12 protein-coding genes and 4 pseudogenes are annotated in these 15440 nt (G+C 69.0%); 9 read left to right on the plus strand and 7 right to left on the minus strand.

Going from position 1 to position 15440, the window contains the following annotated elements; genetic code table 11:
* Window positions 1-535: 535 nt before the first annotated feature.
* The 4 genes from PYS65_RS00005 to PYS65_RS34995 all read left to right on the plus strand — a co-directional run bounded on the left by PYS65_RS00005 (window position 536) and on the right by PYS65_RS34995 (window position 2647).
* Window positions 536-1270, plus strand: coding sequence for a hypothetical protein (locus PYS65_RS00005; protein WP_279331592.1), 735 nt, complete (start codon window positions 536-538; stop codon window positions 1268-1270).
* Window positions 1267-1662 (plus strand): VOC family protein, encoded by a 396-nt coding sequence (locus tag PYS65_RS00010; RefSeq protein ID WP_279331593.1) that lies wholly within the window; start codon window positions 1267-1269, stop codon window positions 1660-1662. The genes PYS65_RS00005 and PYS65_RS00010 overlap by 4 nt, the downstream gene beginning before the upstream one ends.
* Before the next feature lie 280 nt (window positions 1663-1942).
* Window positions 1943-2068, plus strand: a complete 126-nt coding sequence (locus PYS65_RS00015; RefSeq protein ID WP_279331594.1) for a hypothetical protein — start codon at window positions 1943-1945, stop codon at window positions 2066-2068.
* A gap of 138 nt (window positions 2069-2206) precedes the next feature.
* Entirely contained in the window at window positions 2207-2647 is a 441-nt protein-coding gene (locus PYS65_RS34995; RefSeq protein ID WP_423836144.1) for a flavin reductase family protein, read from the plus strand.
* Between the two features lie 41 nt (window positions 2648-2688).
* Here PYS65_RS34995 and PYS65_RS00020 read toward each other — a convergent pair whose 3' ends face one another.
* Genes PYS65_RS00020 through PYS65_RS00030 form a run of 3 tightly spaced genes read right to left on the minus strand, consistent with a single transcriptional unit; the run spans window position 2689 to window position 3834 of the window.
* On the minus strand, window positions 2689-3039 hold the full coding sequence (locus PYS65_RS00020) for a TetR-type transcription factor C-terminal domain-containing protein (protein WP_423836146.1): 351 nt from the start codon (window positions 3037-3039) through the stop codon (window positions 2689-2691).
* Window positions 2927-3385: a TetR/AcrR family transcriptional regulator gene (locus PYS65_RS35000; protein ID WP_423836054.1), complete on the minus strand. Its 459-nt coding sequence runs from the start codon at window positions 3383-3385 to the stop codon at window positions 2927-2929. Before PYS65_RS35000 ends, PYS65_RS00020 begins: the two co-directional genes overlap by 113 nt.
* Entirely contained in the window at window positions 3346-3834 is a 489-nt protein-coding gene (locus tag PYS65_RS00030) for a MaoC family dehydratase (protein WP_279331595.1), read from the minus strand. Before PYS65_RS00030 ends, PYS65_RS35000 begins: the two co-directional genes overlap by 40 nt.
* A 544-nt stretch (window positions 3835-4378) precedes the next feature.
* Between PYS65_RS00030 and PYS65_RS00035 the strand changes: the two are divergent.
* Together PYS65_RS00035 and PYS65_RS00040 are read left to right on the plus strand one after the other, a co-directional pair.
* Window positions 4379-5064, plus strand: a pseudogene (locus tag PYS65_RS00035) (IS6 family transposase); the annotation flags it as partial.
* Between the two features lie 117 nt (window positions 5065-5181).
* Window positions 5182-5546: pseudogene (locus PYS65_RS00040) on the plus strand (transposase); the annotation flags it as partial.
* Window positions 5547-5671: 125 nt separating this feature from the next.
* On the opposite strand, the pseudogene PYS65_RS00045 reads toward PYS65_RS00040, so the two are convergent.
* From PYS65_RS00045 to PYS65_RS00060, 3 genes and pseudogenes are all read right to left on the minus strand, one after another.
* Window positions 5672-7188, minus strand: a pseudogene (locus PYS65_RS00045) (UvrD-helicase domain-containing protein).
* Between the two features lie 474 nt (window positions 7189-7662).
* Window positions 7663-8460 (minus strand): DUF6083 domain-containing protein, encoded by a 798-nt coding sequence (locus tag PYS65_RS00055; RefSeq protein WP_341483709.1) that lies wholly within the window; start codon window positions 8458-8460, stop codon window positions 7663-7665.
* A 241-nt stretch (window positions 8461-8701) separates the two neighbouring features.
* A pseudogene (locus PYS65_RS00060) lies at window positions 8702-8964 on the minus strand (helix-turn-helix transcriptional regulator).
* Window positions 8965-9835: 871 nt separating this feature from the next.
* Here PYS65_RS00060 and PYS65_RS00065 point away from each other — a divergent pair.
* Together PYS65_RS00065 and PYS65_RS34860 are read left to right on the plus strand one after the other, a co-directional pair.
* Window positions 9836-10162, plus strand: a complete 327-nt coding sequence (locus PYS65_RS00065; protein ID WP_279331596.1) for a hypothetical protein — start codon at window positions 9836-9838, stop codon at window positions 10160-10162.
* 707 nt (window positions 10163-10869) lie between these two features.
* Window positions 10870-10992, plus strand: a complete 123-nt coding sequence (locus PYS65_RS34860; protein ID WP_341483643.1) for a hypothetical protein — start codon at window positions 10870-10872, stop codon at window positions 10990-10992.
* A 267-nt stretch (window positions 10993-11259) separates the two neighbouring features.
* On the opposite strand, the gene PYS65_RS00075 is transcribed toward PYS65_RS34860, so the two are convergent.
* Complete coding sequence (locus PYS65_RS00075; protein WP_279331597.1) at window positions 11260-11715, minus strand: hypothetical protein; 456 nt, start codon at window positions 11713-11715, stop codon at window positions 11260-11262.
* 2166 nt (window positions 11716-13881) lie between these two features.
* Between PYS65_RS00075 and PYS65_RS00080 the strand changes: the two genes are divergently transcribed.
* Window positions 13882-15291: a hypothetical protein gene (locus PYS65_RS00080; protein ID WP_279331598.1), complete on the plus strand. Its 1410-nt coding sequence runs from the start codon at window positions 13882-13884 to the stop codon at window positions 15289-15291.
* The last annotated feature ends 149 nt before the right edge of the window (window positions 15292-15440 follow it).

Genomic DNA, 15440 nt, shown 5'->3' on the forward strand with positions numbered 1-15440 from the left:
GCTGCGAGGCCTCACTGTCGCGAGTCAGTAGAATGGTGTTGGCCACGGCGGCGGCGTCCGCCTTCTCGCCGGTGAAGCTGATGCCCGGCCGCACCTTGAAGGTCCAGTTGGTCTGGTCGGTCCGGGTCTCTGCACGAGGCCGCTGTCCACCATGTTGAGGTCGGCATCAAGCTTGATGAGCGGCTCGAGCATGGTCGCCCAGACGACCTGCCGACCGGGGGCCCACTATCGGGTCGAGCGTCGCGGGCTGAGCCGCGAGCAGCGCCCGGACGACGTCGGGTCAGAGGCCCCGCTCTTGCCGGAGTCGGAGTTTCCACACGCGGCGAGGCCTGAAGTCGCGATGGCGAGGGCCAGTGCGGGGGCCATCATCTGGCGGGGGCGCAAGCGGTTCTTGTTCGCGTTCGTTCTCCACAGCGCTGGGATAGCCATGTCACCGAACTGCCTGTGACGGTCGCCACAAAGTACCGACCGGGCGGTATTAAGTCAACGGGCTTCGCGGTGCAATTAATACCGACTGGTCTGTATGATGCAAGGCATGGCTATCACTCTGACCCGCGAGCGAAACGGCTGCGTCGCCCACATCAGATATGACAACGTGGCATGTGGCAATAGCTTCGACGGGGAGCTCCTCGGCGAGCTGGTGGACACGCTCGAAGCGGCGGCGCTCGATCCGATGTGTTCGGTCATCCGTCTGGACATGGCGCGGCAGGCACTTCTGCGGGGGCTGGGACACGACCTCGTTCGGCGACCTGTCGGCCTCGACGGCGAGTCGGTCGTCGCCGCGCTGCGAAGCAGTGACGAGATGCTCGGCAGGATTCGTCGGCTTCCGGTACCGGTGGTGGCGGCGTCCGCGGCCAGGTCATCGGGTTCGGCGCGGCTTGCTGAACGCCGTGCACCTTCCGGTGGCGGCCGCGGACACCCGCTTGTCGCTGCCCGAGGTACGGTTCGGTTTCGCGCCCGCGGGTGTGGGGCACACCATCGCGCAGGCGCTGCCGCGGGCTCAGGCATACGCGCTCCTCACCGGGGCGACGACTGCGAGCGGCTCCCAACGCCCTACAGCCTGGGGCTGGTCACTCGCGTGGTTCCGGAGACCGAACTCGAAACCGCCGTCCACGAGTTGGTCGAGACGCTGGCAGCGGTGCCCGGCCAGGCTCTCCGGGCCGTGGTCAAGGTCGTCGAGTCGAGTTTGGCGACCGGCTCGGCCGACGAGTCGTACCTGGCCTCGGCTCGCACGATCGTTGCTGGCGTGCCCGCTGGTGGTGTGCGATGAGCGCGCCGTTCCAGGCGGGCGAGGCTGTCTGGGTCGAGCTGTGCACGACGGACCCGGACGCGGCTACGGCATTCTACTCGTCCCTCCTGGGCTGGTCCGTCCGTGAGGAGCGCATCGGCAGCGCCGTCTACCGGATGTTCAGCCTGAACGGCCGGGACGTGGCGGGCATTTCGGATGCCGCAACGCTCCATGGCGGCCGACCGCGTGGATGGATCACCTACTTCGCGGTCGATGACATCGACCGCGCCGTGCACCAGGCGGTGGCGCTGGGCGGTGAATTGGTTTCGGTGCCGCGGTATCTTCCTGCCGCCGGCACCGGGGCCACGATCGTGGATCCCTTCGGCGCGGTGTTCGTTACCAGGGTGAGACGCGAGCTGGAGTCGAAGCGCTGAACGGTCGGCGCGCTGTGCTGGAACGAGCTCAACACCGGGGAGCCGCGAAGTCGGTGTCGTACTACCAGTCGCTGTTCCACTTCGGAACGGTCCAGCGGGGAGTCGGCGACTTCTCAGCTGTACACGGTGCTGATGCTCGGTGATGTTCCCGTTGCCGGGGTGCTTGAGCTCGACAACGGCTGAACTGTCTGCCGTCGAAGTGGATCACCTTCGGCGTTGCGTCGCTGAGCGAGGCGCTCAGCCGCGTCGTCGACCTCGGCGGCACACCGGGGGTCGGTCGGTGGACAGCCCCCACGGCCGCCTGCAACTGGTGCGTGACCCGGTGGGTCACGCGGTGTGCCTGATCGAACTGAAGGACGGACTGCGTCCGGCCAACTTCCCTACGGACCCGGTGGTGACCACATGATGACCGAGCCCCTACTCGATTCCGCTGATTTCCGCCAGGTGTGCGGACACTTCCCGACCGGCGTGACCGCCGTCACCGCTGTCACCGACGAGGGCGGCTACGCGGCGCTGACCGTGAACTCGTTCACATCGGTTTCCCCTGGAGCCGGCGAAGGTACTGTTCTGCCTGGCGACGGCGTCGTCGAGCTTCGCGGTCCTCAAGAACGCGCGGAGGATCGCCATCCACATCCTGGCCCAGGACCAGGAGGACATCGCGCGCCGGTGCGCGACCTCGGGGCTGACGGGCGCGGACAAGCTGGAGGGTGTGGCGTGGACGGCCGGGCCGGACGGTGTCCCGCTGATTCCGGGAACGTCGGCGATTCTGACGGGCACGACCGATGAACTGATCACCAGCGGCGACCACGTCATCATCCTGATCGACGTCGATCATGTGCATCTGAAGCCGTCGCCGGTGCGGCGCTGTCGTTCTACCGGGGTCGGTTCTCCTCGCCCACTGCCGTCGCCGCCGACTGACCGACAGGGCCTCCCGGGACCGGGAGGCCCTGTGCGCGTCCGATACGGCCGAGCCAGAGCGGCCTGACGGGTGGTGGGACGCCTCAGTGACTCGGAAGTCGACTCGTTTCAGACGACCAGGCCGTCGAGGACGAGTGTGCAGAACTGGTCCGTGACATCGTCGACGCTCATCGTTCCATCGGGGTTGAACCACTGAAACGTCGAGGCGCACATCCCGATGATGCCGAAGGCGACGATGCGGCTGGTCACGTTGGAGCGGAATTTCCCGGCGTCGATGCCGTGTTGGACGATTCCGCAGATGAGCGCTTCGAGTTCGTCGCGTTTCTCGGTGACGGCTCGGAGGTGCTCACCGGTGAGGTGCCGGCGCTCCTGGTAGAAGATCGCGACGTGGGCGCGGTAGGACGCGACACCACTGAGGCTGAGCCCGGATGAGCGCCCGTAGCTGGTCGGCGATGTCAGAGTGCTGTTCGACGATCGCGCGGGCGGCTTTTTTGATCTGGGTGTCGAGGTACTCGTTCTGGATCTGCCACAGTACATCTTCTTTGCTCTGGAAGTGGTGGTAGAACGCACCCTTGGTGAGGTTGGCGCCGTCGACGATCTGCTGGAGCGTGGTTCGGTCGAATCCTTCCTGTTCGAACAGGTGAAGTGAGCTGTCGACGAGTGCACGGCGGGTACCCTGCGGGTCGTAGCCCTGGGGCCAACGACGCCTCCTCGACTTGGCCGTGGTTTCTGCGGGTTCTGTCATCGTGTTCCTCGGGAGGGTGCCTAGTCGTAGTAGCGGAACAGCATTTCCGCGATGCAGCATGGCTGGGACTCGGACGCGAACTCTATGACCACCGAGGCCTTGGCCTGTACGCCTTCGGCAGGGTTGTCGTCGGTTGCGGGGATCGGTTCGGCGGACACCAGCGTCGCAGTGCCCTGGATTTCGGTGCCGGGCGGGAGCGGGCGGATGAACCGGACCCGGTCGAGTCCGTAGTTGACGCCCATGGAGAACTCCTTGACCTCGAGGATGTCCTGGAGGAGCCTCGGGACGAGGGCAAGGGTGAAGAACCCGTGGACGACGGTGGTGCCGAAGGGTCCGGCCTTGGCCCGCTCCACGTCGACGTGGATCCACTGGTGGTCCTTGGTGATGTCGGCGAACTGGTTCACCTCTGCCTGGGTGACGACCTGGACTTCACTGGCCCCGAGATCCTTGCCGACGAGGTCGAGGAGCTGCTTCGGGCCGGCGATGGTGGTGCGGCGGGGAGGTCTCATCTTCTCTGCTCCGTTCCGACTGGGTCGTCATGAACCAGACCGGGTCACGACGTGCACGGGAAGGGCCTTCCTCTTCTTCATACCGACTAGATGGTATCTCTTTTGCCGCAAGCTCAACCACCGGTTCAAGAGGTCCGGCGCGGCGGGACCGGGAGCCCGAGGAGTCGTCCGCACCATGATCTATCTGCTCGCCACGCGGATCTTCGCGTGGCTCGCTCTGCTGTGTCGACCCTACTCGGCGAAGAACGCCAAGTCTCATCCTGCGGCACGAGGTCGCGGTGCTGCGCCGTCAGGTCTCCGCGCAAGCCCGGCTGGCCGGACCGGGCGCTGCTCGCCGCGCTCGCCCGACTGCTGCCCCGAGCCCTGCGCGGGCACCGGATCGTCTCCCCGCTCACCCTGCTGGCCTGGCACCAGCATCCGGCGAAGAAGAAGTGGATGCAACCGTTCTCTCCGGAACGCCCGGCTCTGCCGGAAGGGCATTGTCACGTTGGCTGACCGGCCTGAGACGATCTTGGAGCTGGTCGTGCCAGGGAGGGGTTCGCTCGTGTCGTCCGCGCCGCCGTCGTACAAGGGTCACCGGTACCCGGTGGAGATCATCGCGCACTGCGTGTGGCTGTACCACCGCTTCCGCTCAGCTTCCGCGAGGTCGAGGAGTTGATGCTGGAGCACGGCGTGCTCGTCTCCCACGAGACCATCCGGCGGTGGTGCCTGAAGTTCCGGGCAGTCCTACGCCAACGCACTGCGCCGCCGACGCCCCCGCCCGGGGGACAAATGGCACCTGGACGAGGTCTTCATCAAGATCAACGGAGAGCGGAAGTACCTGTGGCGGGCGGTGGACGCCGACGGGATCGTGCTGGACATCCTCGTGCAGAACCGCCGTGACAAGGCCGCGGCCAAGCGGTTCTTCAGGAAGCTGATGAAGGCCACCCAGTCGGTGCCACGAGTGATCGTCACCGACAAACTCCGCTCCTCCGGCGCCGCCCACCGCGAGGCGATGCCCTCCGTCGAGCACCGCTGTCACCAGGGCCTGAACAACCGGGCCGAAAACAGTCATCAGCCGACGAGGCAGCGCGAGCGCGCGATGAAAGGCTTCCGCTCCGTCGGCGGGGCGCAGCGGTTCCTGTCCGCGTTCGGCGGTATCTCGCCCACTTCAGGCCCCACCGCCACCTGATGACAGCCTCCGGCTACCGAGCCGAGATGACTATCCGCTTCGCGATCTGGGACCAGATCACCGGCGCTGCCGGCCGGCCCGCCGCGGCCCCCAGGCCCGAAGCGCAAGCCCACCACGCCCCGACGCGCCATCAGACAGTCACGCACCCAACAACATGACAACGCCCGGCCGCGCGGTATTCCTCACGTGCCATCCGCAGCCAGCTGCGACGCCGGGGCATCCGTGCGGTCATCTCGCAGCCGTCCGACCGAGTCGGCCACCGCCTGCGGCGAGGCCGACTCGGTGGTCGTCCGCCCGGCTTCGGCAGCGAGGCATACAGGCAGCGGAACACCGTCGAGCGGTGCATCACCGCCTCAAGCAGTGGCGCGGCCTGGCTACACGAACCGACAAGCTCGCGATCGCCTATCAGGCCGCACTCCACCTCGCGGGCATCCTCAACCGGCCGGACACGACGCTGACCGAAGAGACAGAACCTAAGCCGCGACGAGCCAGGTCGTCTCAGCAGTCAGCCCCGCCCGGCACTCAGCCGGAGCGGGACTGATCAGTATGTGTGGCGTGAAGGGCGGTCGCCTACGCGGCGAAAGGCTCTGCAGGGCTTCAGCCGAACGATCGTCCCTGCAGGCGATAGATGAGGCCCAGGACACTGTCCCCTCCACCACGTTCCTTTCAACCGTGCGAGTCCGGCAGATGTTCCCGGGCAGGAGTCTCGTTTTGTGAGGGCGGTTCTGGCAGATCGGGGTGGCCGTGGATCCAGGACAGGCCTCCCAGATCCAGGCGCCGGCGAGTGCGGGTGACGGCCACGTAGGCCAGGCGGGCTTCGGCACCGTCGATGGGGCCGGGCGGCGCCGGAACGCCCGTGCGATCGCCGAAGTGGTTGTCCTGGGTGCGCTCGAAATCGTCGGCGATCAGCACACAGGGCCATTCGCGCCCCTTGGCCTTGTGGGCGGTGGAGACGGTGACCTGGGCGTGCGGTTCGGGGACAAGGTGGTCGACGGCGGTGAGGATGGCCTCGGTGCCGTGGGTGTCGACGAGGTGGACCAGGGGCTGTAGGTCGCGTCCGGCCGGGTCGTGGGCGGCATAGTCCTGCAGGTCGCCCCAGGAGGGGAAGAGGGTCAGTTCGGGGTGGTGTGTGCGGCGGCCTTCCTTGAGGTCGCGGGCGGCGAGGGCGAGGGTGCGCAGGCTGTCTCCTCCCCCGGCCAGGGCGACGGAGTATCCGGCGGCCATGAGGGTCATGACCTGGGCCATGGCGCCGGCGTTGGTGCGGCACAGCACAGCGTCCGGGCGGGTGATGGGGCCGAGTTCGGTGGGCACGGTGGGGGTGCCGGTGAGGCGGATGGGGGCGTCGGCCAGGTGGAGCCAGCGGTTGGCTTCCGCGGCGAGGTCGGGGCCGAAGCGGAAGGACTGCGAGAGGGCGAGCTGGGTGCCGTCGAAGCCGGTCATGACGTCCTTGGCGCCGCGCCAGTGGTAGATGGCCTGGGCGGAGTCGCCGACCATGACCAGTTGGGCGTGGCCGCGCTGGTGAAGGAAGATCTGTTCGACGACGGGGTTGGTGTCCTGGGCCTCGTCCAGCAGCAGGAAGTCCGCTTCGAGTTTCGGGTGGGTGAGGGCCCAGATCTTCAGGTAGTGGTCGTGGTCGAAGCGCACCGCGCCGTCGTCGGGGTGCTGCAGGTCGGCCCAGGCCTTGTGGGCGAAGGGCACGATGTGGGCGGCGAGCTGGGTGTGGAGGTCGCTGTCTTCCAGGTTGCGCAGGCGGGGGACGTGGTGGCGGGTGATCGTGGTGTCGGCGGTGTGGCAGAAGCGCATCACGGTGCGCAGGGTGGCGTTGGAGAGGGCCTTCTGGGTGACGTCGCGGTCGCCGATGCGGAGGGCTTTGGTGAGGCCGAGGGCTTGTCCGGTCTGCCAGGCCGGGCGGCGGGGTGCGTTCAGGCGGCGGGTGTAGCGGTGGCCGACGGCGGCGTAGGCCAGGGCGTGGGCGGTCTTGCACAGGACGTTCTTGGGGAAGCGGGCCGCGGCGTCCTGGGCGATGGCGCGGTTGTAGGCGAGGTAGCGGCCGCGGCGTGTGGTGGTGCGGGCGAGCAGGGCCAGGGTGGTGGTCTTGCCGGTGCCCGCGCGGCCTGGACCGTCAGGTGGTCGCCGGTGGTGAAGGCGTCGGCTGCGGCGGTCTGCTCGTCGGTCGGGTTCATGGCGTGGGTCCTTGGGGGTTCGGGTGAGTGCGTGCCCCATCGCGGCCAGGAGGTGGGCGGGGGCGGTGTGGGCGAGAAGCCGGCGTACGTCGTGCTCGAGGCGTTTCACTTCGTGATCGGTGTGCTCGGCGAGGGCCCGGTGGACGGCTCGTTCCAGGAGGCGCTCGGGCTTTTGTCCGGTCTGGAGGGCCGTCGTCTGAAGGGCTGTGTGTGCGGCGGGCGGGAGGGCGAGGTTGAGCAGCACCTGTCCGCTCGCGTCCGGGTAGTGGGTGGTGATCACGTCGAGGGGGAGCCGGTCTGTGAGGCGTCGGCGCAGCCGGTGGGCGGCCCGGTCGGGGGTCTTGGCGGGTACGAGTGCCATCAGGCGGGTGGTGTCGCAGTTGGCGGCGAGCGGCATCCTGCGGCAGGCCGCGTCGAGTTCGGCCGGGTTCAGGGGCGGGTGAGGGTGATCTCCAGGGCGTGGTGCGGCATTTTTCACCGCCGGTGGGGCTGGGGCGGCGCGGGGTGCGGCAGCCGGGTGTGGAGGTGGGCGGCGTGCAGGAGCGGGTCGAGGGGCTGCCAGTCGGCCAGGGCCAGGTCGGCAGCGGCGGGGGCGGCGGTGTGGGTGGTGCAGCGTTGGGCGCGCCAGCGCAGTTGCTCGGCGTAGGGCAGGTGGTTGAGATCGTAGACGGCCATGCTTCCGCCGGGGAGGGCGAGTTGGCCGCGGTGGGGCTGGATGGGCAGCAGCGTCCAGCGCCCGGCCGGGTGGGCCGGGTCGAGGATCGGCTGGGTGCAGCGGTGGCGCTGGCGGGTCTGGGCGATGCAGCGGATGTCTGCGACGGGGCCTTCGCCGAGGTAATGCGTCAGGAGAATTCGCACGACGGGTCGGACCGGCCGGTCACGGTCGGTGTTCGGGAGCGTGGTGGCGGGCGTGGGGGACGCAGGGGTGAAGGTGCCGGTGTCGATCAGGCGGCGGGAGCGCACGGCGAGTTGGCGGCGCAGCGCCATGAGGCGGGGATCGGTGGCGCGGGGGTGTGTGGTGGGCCGGGGGCAGAGGGCGGCGTGCGGGATGCGGCACCAGCCGCTGCCGTCGTCATGGGGGTGGGCGATGCCGCCGCTGAGGTGCCAGCGGCAGGCTTCGGGCACGTCGGCGGTGGCGACTTCCGCCGGGTGCAGGGCGATGGGCCGGTGGTCGGTGCGCTGGTGCCAGTCGATGCGGTTGCCGCAGCTGCGGCAGCGGCCGGTCTGTCCGGCGCGCAGCAGGCGGCTGGGGCTGTGCGCGGCGACCTGCAGGGAGCGGCGGGGCTGGCGGGGGCGGGGGCTGCCGTCCCAGTGGTGGCCGGGGTGGAGTGGGGGCGCATGGCGGGCAAAGTGCCAGGCGGCACGCGGTCATGGGGGGTGCTGCGGCGGGGATGTCCCCCGGCCGGCCCAGCGCGCGCCCGAACGGATCAGCCGGTATGCGATCGGGCGTTCGGTGTCTGCTCGTCGATTCGGGTGATTCCTTGCGCTCCCTCTTTATGCGGAGGGGGCGGTGTCAGGGGGTGTGGGTGCCGGGCGGGGTGTGGTCGGAGCACAGGGCGCCCAGCAGGTGGTCGATCGGCACGTCGAAGGCGTGGGCGAGGGCGTGCCAGGTGGCGACGTTGCGGCGGCGCGGCCGTGTTCGAGGTCGATGAGGGTGCGCCGGGCCAGGCCGCTGCGGCTGGCGAGTTCGTCGAAGCTCCAGCCGCGTTCGACCCGTAGGCGCGCCAGCTGGAGGCGCAGTGCGGTGGTGTCGGGGTCGGGCGGCAAGATCGTCACCCCACCATCCGAAGGTTCGGATATCCGCCCTGTCAGTGCAGATTTCTGCACTATTTACTGGGAGCGGGTGACGTGCGGTACAAGGATCCGCACTACCGTGCGTCCGTCTCCGGCCTCCTGGCGCCGGGGCACCGGCCATCGCAGTACGGACAGTTGGGAGGACGACCAGCCGATGAGGCTTGCCGGCGCGCATACCGCGGTGCGGCGTATCTGGACAGTGGAGCTGCGTCCGCGAGCGGGCGGCCTGACGCTCGCCTGCCTCTCCTGCGCTCCTCCTGCCGCTCCCCTGGAGGCCGCCTCCGCACGATCCGCCGCCCTGACGCATCTGGCCCGCCATGCCCGCACCGACGCATTGCCGACGTACCTGCGCAGCTGCCAGTGCCGAACGCAGGGCTGCTGGTGGCATCCGCGGCACCGCGGGTGTGCCGGGCCGGTACTGCTCGCCCTCACCCGCGACCGCAGCGGCCGCACCTGGCGACTGGCCGACACCTGCGCGGCCTGCGCGGCGGCCACCAGCCATACCGCCGCCGTGCCCGACACGCTGATCGGCTCCTCCCGGCCGCACCCTCCCCCGGCCGACCAGCCCCCGCACACCCCGGGTTTCGTCCAGGGCTCAAGGAACAGGTGCGCGTGCGGGAGACGCTCACCTACCTCGCCGCCGCGCTGCCCCGGTTCACCTCCCCCGCCGCCCGGCTCCTGGCCCTGCAATGCGCCCTGCGCACCGACACCCGCGCACGGGTCCGGCTTCCGGTAGGCCTGCTGCGCGGCATGCGCCTGCGCGGACACCGCGAACTGTGGCAGGAACTGGCCCACGTCGGCTGGCTGGAACCGCCGGACTTCAAATCGGCACCCGTACAGCTGCGGCTGCTCGATGCCGCGGCCCTGGACCAGGCACCCACTCGCCGCGCCCGCCGCCGCGCCGCCCACTGGGCACTGCACCCCGCACCCCTGGCCCTGCCGGGCCGCGCCACCCGCACTGCGGCTGACCGCCCTGGTGCTGGCCGCACACGCCTCCGCCCACGCCGAACACCGCGTCGAGATGGACATCCTCGCCCGACTGTGCGGGCACTCCCCGCAGCAGACCACAGAACTCCTCGACCGGCTGGTGGCATCGCAGACCCTGGCCGGCTGGCAGCACGACCGGGAAACCGACGAGATCTCCTGGCAGTTACCAACACTGCCCCGGCCAGGACACTGACACCGGCCGGCAGGCAACCGCCCCCTCTCGAAGAGCCAGGGGCAGACAGCTCTCGACAGCAACGTCCGGTTCCCCCGCCGTTGCCGGGTCTACGCTGGCGCAGGCCGCAGCCCCCGCGGTCCCGCACACAGTCCAGTGCGCGGACAGCCCGCTCCCGACCACGCGCACACACCGACACCTCCCGGCGGCGTGGCCGGCGAGCCGACGAAAGGCCCCGTCATGCCAAAAACCCAGGCCCCCACCACCGAACTGGCGTCGCAATACCGTGCCCAGGTGACCGGCGACCTCGAACGCAACGTCCAGGAGCAGGAGCGCATCGGGGCGGAAATCACCGCCCTTCAGGAGCGGTTGACCGCCCTGCGGCAGGACCACACCGTGCTGGTGAGCGTGCAGCAGGCACTCGGCCTCACCACGGCGCCGGCCAAGCCCGCAGCCGGGCCCGACAGTGCCGCCCTGCCCTCTCCCGGAAGGCAGCCGCCGCCGAGCCCGGCAAGCGGACGGCGAGGAAGCCCGCCGCCAAAAAGGCCGCGGCCAAGGCGTCCGGCACGGCGAAGACGGCCCGGCCCACCCTGGTCGACCTCATCCGCCACCACCTCGCCGAGCAGAGCGAACCGCGCTCCGCCGCCGAGATCTCCGCCGCGCTCGGCCAGGCCCATCCCGAGCGCGGCATCAAGACCAAGGTCGTCCGCGTCACGCTCGAAGGACTCGTGGCCAAGAGCCAGGCCCAGCGCACCAAGCAGGGCACCTCGGTCTTCTACACCGCCCCCGCCGCACCGGAGCCCACGACCGCCGCCCAGGCCGAGAAGCGCCCCGCAGACGCCGACCGCTGAAACACGGGGGCATTCTTTCGTCACCCGCCTCCGTCTGCCGCCACCCGAGCCCCGGACTCGCCTTGCGCGCCGCACCATCAACTCAACAGCCTGCGCGGCACAAAAGGCAGTTCAGCCCATGTATTACTCTCCGGGTGATGGGAGCTGGCTATCGATGCCGGATGAGACGCTGGCAGGGTGCCGCGCATCCCGAGACAGGTCATCCGCGGCGTCCTGATGGCGAAGTGGGCCGAGGAGATCTGAGATTATCGTCGGGCAAATCTCAGGTCAGTGCAGGATCACTCGTGCAAGGGCGGCGTGGAGGCTTCCATCGCTGGCGGCGGCTCCGAGCTGCGGTGCAGTGGGGTCGCCGGCCACGCCCGTACACAGCACGACGCAGTTTTGCGTCTGCAGCATCTCCCACATCGCGTCGGTGAGACGGTCGCAGACCGCAGGGCGGATGATCATCGGTTTGCCTTCTTGAGGAGCGGCACCGTGGATGCCCTCCAGGGCTCTGGCTGCGGTGCTGAAAACTGCCGTCCACTCGGGGCTGACCGACGGGATGGCCGCTCCTCGCCATAGGGGCCAGGCAAAAAATTCGTTCAGCTGCCGGACCTGTTCGGCGCCGCCGACGGCGTTCAGGGCGATCAGGACGGCTCGGGTTCTGTTGAGTGTGATCTCCGTCTGGCGGCCTTGCTGTCGGACGTTCCCGAGGCGTGAGGTATCCAGGCCGACATGGGTCACGCTGAGGTTGATGGCGGGCAGCTGGAGTGCTTCACGGGGCGTACCCGGATATGTGGTCACCGTCCAAGGATGGGGAGGTCAGCCGCGAGGTCGCCACCCATTACCGCCGATTCATCACAATGCATGATGGCTTGACTTTGTTTGATTTCTTTTCGTTTCTTTTGGGGCCGGGCAGGTACATCGGGCCCAGCGTGCTGTCTGCGCCGGATCGAGCAGGCGGCCACGCCGCCCCGCCTGTCACAGGGCATGCCATCCCCGCCCGCTGCGGCAACACGACATTCCCCGACCCGGCTCGAAGCCGCGAACGTCCAGCGCCCCGCGCTCACTTACGAGGACTTCGGAACGCCCTTCCGTACGTTGAGCCTATGGTGAGAACTCAACCCAGTGCGGCAGACCGCCACTTGATCCGAATCACAGCCGCATCCGGCCTGAAGCTGAGCCCCTACCAACTGGAACGGTGGCGCACGGCCGGGCTGATCCCCCGGCCTGGACCGGACACGCAGTTGGAGATCGGCAACACCAAGGTCTACCCACCGGAGACAGCCGCCCTCGTTGCAGGGCTCCTGGTATGTGCTCCGCTGTGCAGAACCAACGACGACCTGGCACTTCTGGCGTTCTTCAACGAGGTGCCGGTGCCCTTCGATCCCGTGCGCGCAGCCCTGCTTAAGGCCTATTTCCCTCAGTACAGCATGGCCCGGAAACGAGACAATGAGGCATTGGAGCGCATCCCGGCGGAGCACCGCGGCCAGGAGGAACCCTGGTACAACTGGGCAGAAGCCGCAGCCTTTCTGGACATGGAGAACCAAGCGGCCGTCCAGCAGATGAGAGACAATCTCCGACGCCGCCGCGACCTGGCGACAGCATCGCGCGCCGAGCTCGACGAACGCGTCTGCGGCGTGCTCATCTGGCTGAACGCGCGGCCTTGCCGACGCACGACAGCGTGTTCATGGCGGACCTGCGCGCAGCCATGGCGTTCGCCGGACCGCCCGAGCGGTCCCGGGCAGCGTGGCTGCTCGCAGCGCACTGTCACAGCGAACAGCTCGCAGAGCGCAGCGAAACGTCCGGCATGGAGCGGCTTGATACCTTCCTGGCCTTGGCCGACGAGGAGTTGCAGTCCCTGCGGGAGCAGGTGCGAGAGTCTCTGGACGCTATGTGGCACATGGCGTCGGAGGGGCGCTACCGCCACTTCGATGTGAACTCTGCCGGGATGGCCCGCATGGCGGGCCGCATGCTCGTGGAATGGACCACCGCGCGCCGGGCGCACCCTCCGGGATCGCGTCCCGCCCAGCTGCTGGTAGACAGTCTGCGTAGCCTGTGGTCCCTGTGCTCGACCGACTCCGTCGGGAGAAGGCCGCGCCGCGTTCCAGTGCAGGACCCGGCCCGGGCGATAGTCTCCGGGATCTCACGCCGCACGCGTATCAAAGTCAGCAGCTCATGGGGCCGGGGCCAGTCGGCAACCGGACGCTTCAGCGGAATGAGGTCAGGCGGACGCCTCCTACATCAGGGCCTGAAAGCAAGGCAGCGGACCGCGCAGCGCGGCTGCGCCGGTGCCAGCGCAGCCAATGTCGGTGACGTACGGCAGCATGCCGACCGAGCAGCCCTACAAGATGCGACGGAGAAGAACCCGTGACCGGCCAAGATTCCAGCATTGTGCTCCCCTTGGAATTTCTCCTTACTGCAATGGCCGCCTGCGGCCCGGACGACCCTGTGGTGCAACTGGCGACACAGCAGGTCGGGACGGCGCAGCCTCGGTACGACCAGTCAGTCCTCATGGAAGCTCTGCTGTCGGGCCCGTATGCGCAAGAGGCACCTTCATGGCTTCTGGAGGCAGCCGTGGCGGCAGGTCCAGAGGCCGAAGCGGATCCGTCTGGCTTCGGTCCGCGGCCGGGACTGGTCGCGGCCGCCCTCGAGCACCCGTCGTGCCCGACCTCCCTGCGGGAGCAAACGCTCAGGCGATGCACCATCGATCAGTTGGGCTTGCTCGGGACGCCGCGTGCTGGTGAATGCCTCGCCGCCGCGGTCGCTGCGGAGCTGCGTACCCGCAGCGGCGCACCGCTGCCCATGACTGCGCAGCTGCTCCAAAAGCCGACTCCGCCCCAGACCGTACTCCGGCAAGGCCCGTTGCACACTCTGGTGTTCGAAGCCGCTCGGGACACGCTGCCCACCGTGCCTGACCCCGAAGAAGTGGGCGAGGGATCCGACACCGGCGACGAGTGGAAGCAGTACAAACAGGCTTACGAAGCGTGGCAGAGCATGTGGCGTCAGGTGCTCGACCGGCACCCGCAGCGTCACCGGGAGCTCATAGCGTGGGCTGTCGGCACCGACGCTGAGCGGGTGATCTGCGACGAGCTGCTCGGCAGTCTGCCATGGGCCGTCGAACCAGCGCTGCTGGCCGAGCTCGCCAAGGCCGACCTTGAGCGTTTCTCCTTCGAGGTGCTGCTGGCCCGGGGCTGCCGCATGCTCCGCGCCGGATCGGACGAGCAGCAGGTCCTGGACCACTTCGCCACGGACCTGTCCGCCCTTACGGACGAGGAGCAGGTGCCCTTCCACCATGCCCTGCGCTGTAAGAGCACCACGCTGCTCGACATGGGGTGCTGCGCCCCCGTCACCTGGGTACAGCGCGCGGCCTCAGGGACCTGGCGCCACCTCCTCAACCCCACGCAGGCCAAAGACGGATACCGGCCTGTCCATTGGCAGGCGTCCACCGCTATGCTCACCGACCTCGCCGCGCAGTTCGCCAAGACCGCCGCCCGCGCCCTGCCGTACTGGGAGCCTAAGAAGCGCTCTTGGGGGATAACCGCGCGCGAGGTGGCCTGGGTCCGCGACATGGTGCTGCGCCTTCCGACCATCACCGAGGACATCAAGGCCGGGGTCCTTCCCATCGTCCGCGACGCGCGCGAGCGGCTGAGATATCGCCGCTCAGGTCTCCAGCCACGTCATGACGAGCGAGGCGAGCTCCAGGAGATCCTCGGCACAATCGAGCGTGTCCTCGCCGATCCTGCCCCCGCAGCCGGCGCGGACCGCCGCTGGACCGCGCTCGGAGCCCCGGACGAAATGGCCGTGCGCGACCTGGCCCGCATCCAGACGCAGGCGCTGAGTGACTACCTGGACCGGCATGCCGGCGACGACTCTCTCGTGGAGAAGGCCCTTCTCTCCTGCGCCGCCAGCGGATACCGGTCCCACGACGACTTCGAGGAAGTGCTGCGCCGCCACAGCTCCCCCGACACGGTGTTGCTTCCTCTCACCGAGCGTCTGCGCACGAACCTCGGAGGCGGACCCTCCTGGCGTGAGGCCTGGACCCGCCTGGTCCTGGCTGGACCGGAGGCCGGCCCTGCACTCGTGCGTGCCCTGCCAGCCTGGTCGGCGCTGCGCGCCCGGAGCGACCGCCACGGAACCGCGCACCCTGCGGTGGTCGCCACCGTACGCGAGGCCCTGGGCACCGACCAGGACGCCTGGGGCCGCTTCGCGGCCTGCCCCGCCACCCAATCCGGGCCCACCGCCTGGCTGCGTCTGGGCGACCTGCTGGACGCAGCCGCCGCGGGAGTCCCGTGGCCGAAGCCGCCGGGCAGCCGATAAACCCTGCCACGCCCCCACCGGAACACTGCTGCACAACGGCGCTGAGAGACCGCACCGACCACATGGGGAAACGCGGGGTCTCTGCGGCAGTCGCGGCTTGCTCTGTGGAGCGGACATACCGCCACGCGGACAAGTGCCGGGAACTGTGC

The organism is Streptomyces cathayae, from assembly GCF_029760955.1.
Taxonomy (GTDB): domain Bacteria; phylum Actinomycetota; class Actinomycetes; order Streptomycetales; family Streptomycetaceae; genus Streptomyces; species Streptomyces cathayae.

What these genes read in the sequence shown, in the direction of transcription:
- PYS65_RS00005 (WP_279331592.1), top strand. Translation starts at nt 536, where the DNA reads ATGGCTATCACTCTGACCCGCGAGCGAAACGGCTGCGTCGCCCACATC.
- PYS65_RS00010 (WP_279331593.1), top strand. Translation starts at nt 1,267, where the DNA reads ATGAGCGCGCCGTTCCAGGCGGGCGAGGCTGTCTGGGTCGAGCTGTGC.
- PYS65_RS35000 (WP_423836054.1), bottom strand. Translation starts at nt 3,385, where the DNA reads ATGCTGCATCGCGGAAATGCTGTTCCGCTACTACGACTAGGCACCCTC.
- PYS65_RS00030 (WP_279331595.1), bottom strand. Translation starts at nt 3,834, where the DNA reads ATGAGACCTCCCCGCCGCACCACCATCGCCGGCCCGAAGCAGCTCCTC.
- PYS65_RS00065 (WP_279331596.1), top strand. Translation starts at nt 9,836, where the DNA reads ATGCCGCGGCCCTGGACCAGGCACCCACTCGCCGCGCCCGCCGCCGCG.